The sequence below is a fragment of the Novosphingobium sp. CCH12-A3 genome (genome assembly GCF_001556015.1).
Classification (GTDB): Bacteria; Pseudomonadota; Alphaproteobacteria; order Sphingomonadales; family Sphingomonadaceae; genus Novosphingobium; species Novosphingobium subterraneum.
In genome coordinates, this window is the sequence record NZ_LSIA01000162.1 from 23,992 (window position 1) to 30,438 (window position 6,447).

At 60.5% G+C, this 6,447-nt stretch carries 7 protein-coding genes; 4 read left to right on the plus strand and 3 right to left on the minus strand.

The annotated features are described in order from the left end of the window. Positions 1–263 precede the first annotated feature (263 nt). Genes AX703_RS12720 through AX703_RS12730 form a run of 3 tightly spaced genes read left to right on the plus strand, consistent with a single transcriptional unit; the run spans position 264 to position 2,119 of the window. Positions 264–881 carry a ribonuclease D gene (locus tag AX703_RS12720; RefSeq protein WP_039338266.1) on the plus strand — a complete coding sequence of 206 codons (618 nt, stop codon included), beginning with the start codon at positions 264–266 and terminating at the stop codon, positions 879–881. 24 nt (positions 882–905) lie between these two features. Further along, positions 906–1,550 (plus strand): LPS export ABC transporter periplasmic protein LptC, encoded by a 645-nt coding sequence (gene lptC, locus AX703_RS12725; RefSeq protein ID WP_062344511.1) that lies wholly within the window; start codon positions 906–908, stop codon positions 1,548–1,550. Continuing rightward, positions 1,547–2,119, plus strand: a complete 573-nt coding sequence (locus tag AX703_RS12730) for an LptA/OstA family protein (protein ID WP_231735519.1) — start codon at positions 1,547–1,549, stop codon at positions 2,117–2,119. Before lptC ends, AX703_RS12730 begins: the two co-directional genes overlap by 4 nt. Positions 2,120–2,125: 6 nt before the next feature. Here the strand turns inward: AX703_RS12730 and AX703_RS12735 are convergent, their stop codons facing one another. Then, positions 2,126–3,079 carry a transposase gene (locus AX703_RS12735; protein WP_156452043.1) on the minus strand — a complete coding sequence of 318 codons (954 nt, stop codon included), beginning with the start codon at positions 3,077–3,079 and terminating at the stop codon, positions 2,126–2,128. Position 3,080: 1 nt separating this feature from the next. Then, complete coding sequence (locus AX703_RS12740) at positions 3,081–4,022, minus strand: IS1595 family transposase (RefSeq protein ID WP_197423707.1); 942 nt, start codon at positions 4,020–4,022, stop codon at positions 3,081–3,083. A 796-nt stretch (positions 4,023–4,818) separates the two neighbouring features. Here AX703_RS12740 and AX703_RS12745 point away from each other — a divergent pair. Next, a complete protein-coding gene (locus AX703_RS12745; protein WP_369821017.1) occupies positions 4,819–5,310 on the plus strand; it encodes a GDP-mannose 4,6-dehydratase in 492 nt (163 codons plus the stop codon). A gap of 327 nt (positions 5,311–5,637) precedes the next feature. Here the strand turns inward: AX703_RS12745 and AX703_RS12750 are convergent, their stop codons facing one another. Next, a complete protein-coding gene (locus AX703_RS12750) occupies positions 5,638–6,111 on the minus strand; it encodes a MucR family transcriptional regulator (RefSeq protein ID WP_039338254.1) in 474 nt (157 codons plus the stop codon). Positions 6,112–6,447: the final 336 nt, after the last annotated feature.

The following is a 6,447-nucleotide window of genomic DNA, read 5'->3' on the forward strand; positions in this document are numbered from 1 at the left end:
CGCACACCATCGCAACCTGGTCATTGCGATCGATCAAAGTTGGCAAGGCGCAGTGTCGGCACGGCAAAAGGCCAATACCGCTGCCACGTGCCCGATGACGATCGTGGACCTGCCTCCCGCACCGTTGCGAAATCTGCTCAAGCCCCGGACGAATGTCGCCCCTTCCCAGTTTCGTATTGGCACGCGCGTTGGTAGCACGAGCAGGTGCCAGCGGGCTTCACACACTGCTTGCGAGAAGCTGACTTACCGCCTAAGCGACAGGAATGGCCGTTTATTTCCACGAAGAAGACCTTCCCGAAGGCGTGCTTGCGCCCGGTGCCGTCGCCGTCGATACCGAGACGATGGGGTTGATCACGCCGCGTGACCGCCTTTGCGTCGTGCAGATTTCGGACGGGCAGGGCGACGAACACCTCGTCCGCTTCTCACCGGGCAGCAGCTATGCGGCGCCCAATCTGAAGGCCGTGCTGGCAGACCCTTCGCGGGTCAAGCTGTACCACTTTGCGCGGTTCGACCTTGCCGCGATCGAGCACTACCTCGGCGTGGTCGCGGCGCCCGTGTTCTGCACCAAGATCGCCTCGAAGCTGGTCCGGACCTATACCGATCGCCACGGCCTCAAGGACCTGGTGCGCGAACTGCTCGGCAAGGAAATCTCCAAGCAGCAGCAGTCGAGCGACTGGGGTGGGCCGGTGCTGTCCGATGCGCAGCAGGAATACGCCGCATCCGACGTGCGCCACCTCCATGCCATGCACGCGATCCTCGTCGAGCGTCTGGAGCGCGAGGGCCGCACCGCGATGGCGCAGGCCTGCTTCGATTTCCTGCCGATGCGCGCCCGGCTCGACCTCGCAGGTTGGGCAGAGCGTGATGTGTTCAGCCACGAGTAAAGTGGCAAAGGACAAGGGCGGGCGATGACTGTCGCGGCAGACACGATTCGCACACAGCGTCGCAGCTTTGCAGCGCCGGGCGGCTTTCATGACCGTCTTGTCCATTTTCTCGCGCGCGGCTTGCCAGCGCTGGTCGGCGCTCTGCTGGCTGTCATGATCATTACGCCGCTTTCGCCACGCGGCGAAATCAGTTTCCTGCTGGATCGTCGCAAGGTTGCGATGGTCAATGAACGCATGCAGGTTTCGAGTGCCATGTATCGCGGGCAGGATGATGACGGTCGCAATTTTTCGATCACCGCAGGCTCGGCAGTCCAACGAACCAAGGCGCAGCCCATGATCGAGCTGGATCAACTGACCGCGCGGATCATGCTGGACAATGGCCCGGCCTTGCTCACTGCGGGCAGAGGCAACTACGATTTCGGGAAGGAGATCGTGGATATCGCAGGCCCGATCAATGTCCAGACTTCGGACGGCTATCGCATGACTGCGACGAACGTCGACATCGATCTTGGCAGCAAAACCCTCAAGAGTCGCGGGCCTGTCGAAGGGCGCATTCCTGCCGGGACCTTTTCCGCCGATCGGATTAGCGCCAATCTGAACGAGCGTACGGTTGCGCTCGAGGGTAATGCCCGCCTCCGCATGGTACCGGGCAGGATGCAAATGCCATGAGCAGGACACCGATGACCAAGTATCCCCTGACAACGCGCGAGATCATTCGTTCGGCCCGTCCGCTGCGCTGGGCCGCTATCGGTTTTGCCGCGTCGGCCGCGCTCATGGCGGGTGGTCAGCATCTTTGGGCGCAGGGCATCTCGGGACATGACAGCAATGCGCCTGTGAACTACGCGGCAGATCGCATCGAGGTGCAGGACAAGACAAAGCGCGTCGTCCTGTCCGGCAACGTCGACATCACCCAGTCGGATTTGCGCATGCAGGCCGCCCGGACAACCGTTGCCTACAGGAATGCCGGCGACATCCAGATCGACAGGATCGATGCGACAGGAGGTGTCATGGTCAACCGTGGAGGTGAAAGTGCGCGCGGCGATGTTGCCGTCTACGACTTCAACCGCAACATCATCACCATGACAGGGAACGTGGCGCTCCGTCGCAACGGCGATACGTTGAACGGCGGGCGCCTGGTCATCGATCTCGATTCTGGCCTTTCGAGCGTCGACGGGCGATCAGGTGGCGGTAGCGGCGGCCGCGTCAGCGGAACTTTCAACGTCAAACGCAGGAACTGATCAGCTTCATGCTCCACGCCCGACGACCGGAGGAAAGTGCGAGACCATGTCCCAGAAGATCTGGTCCGGTTCGGAGCGGCGATTGAAACGGAAGGCAAATTCTCCGAGATAGAGCCACAGGTTGCCTCTTGCGAAATGGCCGTGCCCAGCTGCCATGACCCTGCGGAAATGCATCCAGAAGACAAGTATGGCGTTGTCGATCCCGGAATACCGGGAGGCGGGCTCGATCGCGAACGAGCGTGCCAGTCCCCAGTTCGACCGAAACTGGTTGAGGCGCGCATGCTCGATGCGGTCGCGATAGACCAGGATCGACCCGGGCCGCACCTTTGCCCGGACGATAGGATGGATCGTCGAGGGCCTGCGATCTGCAACAACGACCGGTACGACATGGGATGCGTCGTGAATTGCCATGACCAGCACGCTACGCGATTGGATACGACTGCCTCGCGCCCCTTTTATCCGCTGGAATGACAGGCCGACGGGTTCGCTCGGCCCACCCAATTGCCTTTCATCCTCGAGCAGAGCCATGTGCTGTCGAATGCGTTTGCAGATGATATGGGCGCTGCCCCCGGTCAGGCCGAACATGGTTTGAAGGAAGGCGCGGGAAATCCCGCTACGGGAGTTTGCGAAGTAGACCATCGCCATTATCCATGACGTGAGAGGCCAGGTGCTGCGTTCGAACAACGTGTCCATTGTCACGATCCGGTGGAAGGCCTGGCAGCACGTGCCTGAATACGTGCCAATTCTTTTCGTGGGCACGAGTTTGACCGGCCTTGCGCATGTCGGGCACAGGCTTAGCTCTTTCTCGCGACACCTGAACAGATGGGCGACTATTGCCTCCTCGCTGCCCAGGCATTGCTCGACCTGACGAAAACTGGTGCCGCTGCGGTGGCGAGGTGCGCTGACGGGGCGCAGCTCCGCGATCCCCTGTAAAGATGGGCAAGCCGCTGCTTGTGCCACGTCAATGGCCCTCGTCGAGTTGCAATGCCGGCATCAGGCCGAGTTCGAGGTCCATCTCCAGATAGGCCCTGGGATCGTCCGGGAAGGCAGGAAAGTGCGACACTGCATCCCAGAAGGTCTCGCGGCTCCTCGTTCGCCTGTTATAGACAAAATTGAACGCGTTTATGTATTTCCATGCATTCTCACGGTCTATTCGCAGGTACGTCAGGCGCAAGGTGCGCTTGAGATGCCACCAGTAAGTCTCGACCTGGGCCTGGCAGGCTCCGTTGCTATTGACCCAGATCCTGCGATGATGATTGACGACCTCATGATGCCACCCTCGCCGGTGCAGGCCGCGATAGCCGGCAAAGCCGTCGGTCACGAGTATGGATCCAGGCCTGACGACGTGTTCGATCAACGCGACGAGCGTCGCTGCGCGCCTGTCAGGCACAATCGCCGTCAACAGGTCCTGACGCGTACACAGGGCAACCAGACTGGCCTTGTTGGGCCGGTTGCCCGTGGTCAGGACGCCGCGCAGCAAGGCCTCGTCGATAAAGACCTGCTGGCCAGGACCGCCGATGCGGTTGCGACCGGTCAACATGGCGAGGTGGCAGCGGATCCGGTCGCACAGCGTGAAAGCGGCGGGATGGGAAATGCCGAGCAGGCGGCGGGTGAGCGATGCGGAAAATCCGACCTTGGAATTTGTGAAATGCAGGAGGACCAGGAAGAGATCGCGCAAGGGTAAGCGACTGTGACCAAACAAGGTGCCCGCCAAGGGATAGATCTCCGCGTTGCTGCAACACCGCGCGGTGAAGCACGAGCGACCCTTGCGTCTTGACCAGCGGGCGGGCCGACCGCACTTCGGGCAGGGATGGCCCTGGCCAAAGCGCATGTCGAAGACATGGCGGAGACAGGCAGCATCATCGGGAAAGACCTGATTGAACAGGTCGAGGCTTGTCCCCACGATAGTCTCTTTGGTCGAGGAAATCACCAGCGGACGCCAGCCAAACGGCACCTGTCCGTAAAGGTGCTGATCCGTAGTGTCCGCGCGGCCGCAAGCCTCGCGACATTGCCGAAGAAGCATTTGCACGACTCGTCCTCGCGACGAGCCGGGCGGTTCGTCGCGCGTGAACACAGGGAAAACGCGCCCCGCGTATTCCCCATGGGTGTTGTATTTCGCAGGCCACCCGACGGAGTCGGAGCCCGTGTTCGACCGCCGGTTCTGGCGGATCCACTCTCACGACGAAGATCGAGCAGACACTTGACGATAGCTTGCTGGAGCAGGATTTCAAGTTCTCAGGGGCCGCCGCCTTGCCGCGATACGGCAAGGCCGTTCGCACTTGGCCCTTGCCCGGCTCGCGTAGTCGCACGAGGATCGCAACGTCGCATGAAAGGCGATGCCAGTTCCGATGTACCGCGTCATTCCGGCTGCCCCGCGACCGACTTTGTCGGCAGCGTCAGGCATTATGAGTATTCTGACGCCAAGCAATAGCAGAAGCTTCGGCCGTGGCAGGGGGTGTTATGGCGCTGGCACGCAATGATAACAGGTGCGCCGCCCAGGTGCTTCGACAGACATCGCCGCTGCGCGGGGCCAGTGCCTTCCTGGACCTGCTCGATGGCCAGCCAAGCCCCCGCTAGTACGGCAGCCGTCCTGCTCGGCGCTCGAAATATCGGCAACCCGCGTGATCGAGGGTGCCGGTCATATCCACTGGAACGCCCATCTCAGGACGATGTTGAAAGAGGAAAAGCTCTTGGCTAACATGCTTGTTACTGGCGGTGTCGGCTTCATTGGCGGCAACTTCGTTCGCTATTGTAGCAAGCAAAATCCCGACGATACGATCATCGTGCTCGATTGCCTGACCTATGCCCGCAACCGTTCGACCATTGCCGATGTCGAGCAGACTGACCTCGTCGTCGGTGACATTGGCGACACAGCGCTTGTCGAGAAGCTGCTGCGCGAGCAAGGTGTGGCAACGCTCGTCCATTTTGTCGCTGAAAGCCACATCGATCGCTCGATCACGGGGCCCGACGCCTTCATCGAGACGAATGTGATCGGCACCAGCAGCCTGCTCAAGGCCGCGCGCATGTTCCGGCCATGGGATGCGCACGCTCGCCCAACCCTTGCCACACGGCGTGCCGCCCAGGTGGTTTGGCGTGCCCAGTGTCTCTTTACTGTCGAGATGCAGGCACCCTGTCGGACCCGGCACAATGCCGGAGACCATGCCCCCAAAACCTCACATAGTGGGGTTTGAGCTTGCCGTTTGGGCGTTGCAACTGCCTGACAAGCAAAGGCGGGTGAAACCAGCCACTTCATTCGCGCAGGCCTGAGGGACGCACCCGAGACAGACGCCCAACCGGGACATTACGCGCAAGGCGGAGCGAGCCAGGATTACACGCTGCGAGCGCGCGTTCCTTGCCCCAGGGTCCTCCCCCGAAGGCTTGCCGCGGTCAGCTGGCGCAGTTCGGGCCCGATGTGACACACCTGGGGCTCGGACACTTCTGCTGTCTCGCGAAACGCAAGAGAACAGGGCAGCTATCTCATCCGTGAGCCCCGACAGGCAAGTCGCCTGCTTAGTGCGTCAGGGCTGTGCCGCTTCAGGCTTCGCAGGCTTGCGGCCACGCTTGGCCACCGGTTTGACGACCTTGGTTCCGGGCTTGCGCCCCAGCCCGATCGCCTTGGCGAGTTCCCGGCGCTTTTCGGCATATGCCGGCGCCACCATCGGATAATCGGCAGGCAGGTTCCAGCGCGCACGATATTGTTCGGGCGTCATGTTGTAACGGTTCGCCAGATGGCGCTTGAGCATCTTCATCTTCTTGCCGTCTTCAAGGCACACGATGTAGTCGTTCTTGACAGATGCCCGAACCGAAACCGCAGGCTCAGGAAGGGATTCGTGTACCTCCTCAGGCTTGTCGAGACCTGCAAGAGCGTTGTAGACGTTGGCGATAAGCGCAGGGAGGTCGCCCACTGCGACGCTGTTGTTGCTCACGTGAGCGGAGACAATATCCGACGTCAGTGTGACAAGCGTTTCGCGATTGGCAAGATCATCTTGCATTTCAGTCAGCTCCCTTTGTGCATTGCAGCCCCGAATAATTCGTGAACTTCTAGCGCACGCTGACTTGCAGGACCAGCCCTTCCTTATCCGCAAGGATGATCGGCTGCGGATTTATTCAAAAACCGGAAAAACAAGGTTAATAAATGGTTGGACAATGCGCGAGTATAAGCACGTCCACGATATGATCATGTCGTCAGGAGACCGAGAAATTCAATAAAATTCGGAAATTGCTTCCGCTCATGCAAGACCCTGAAAATCGTCGTACCCAACCACAACCATACGGTCGCGTCCGTCAATGTGGTGTAAAATCGGGTGTGGCCATTGGGCTGCATTTTC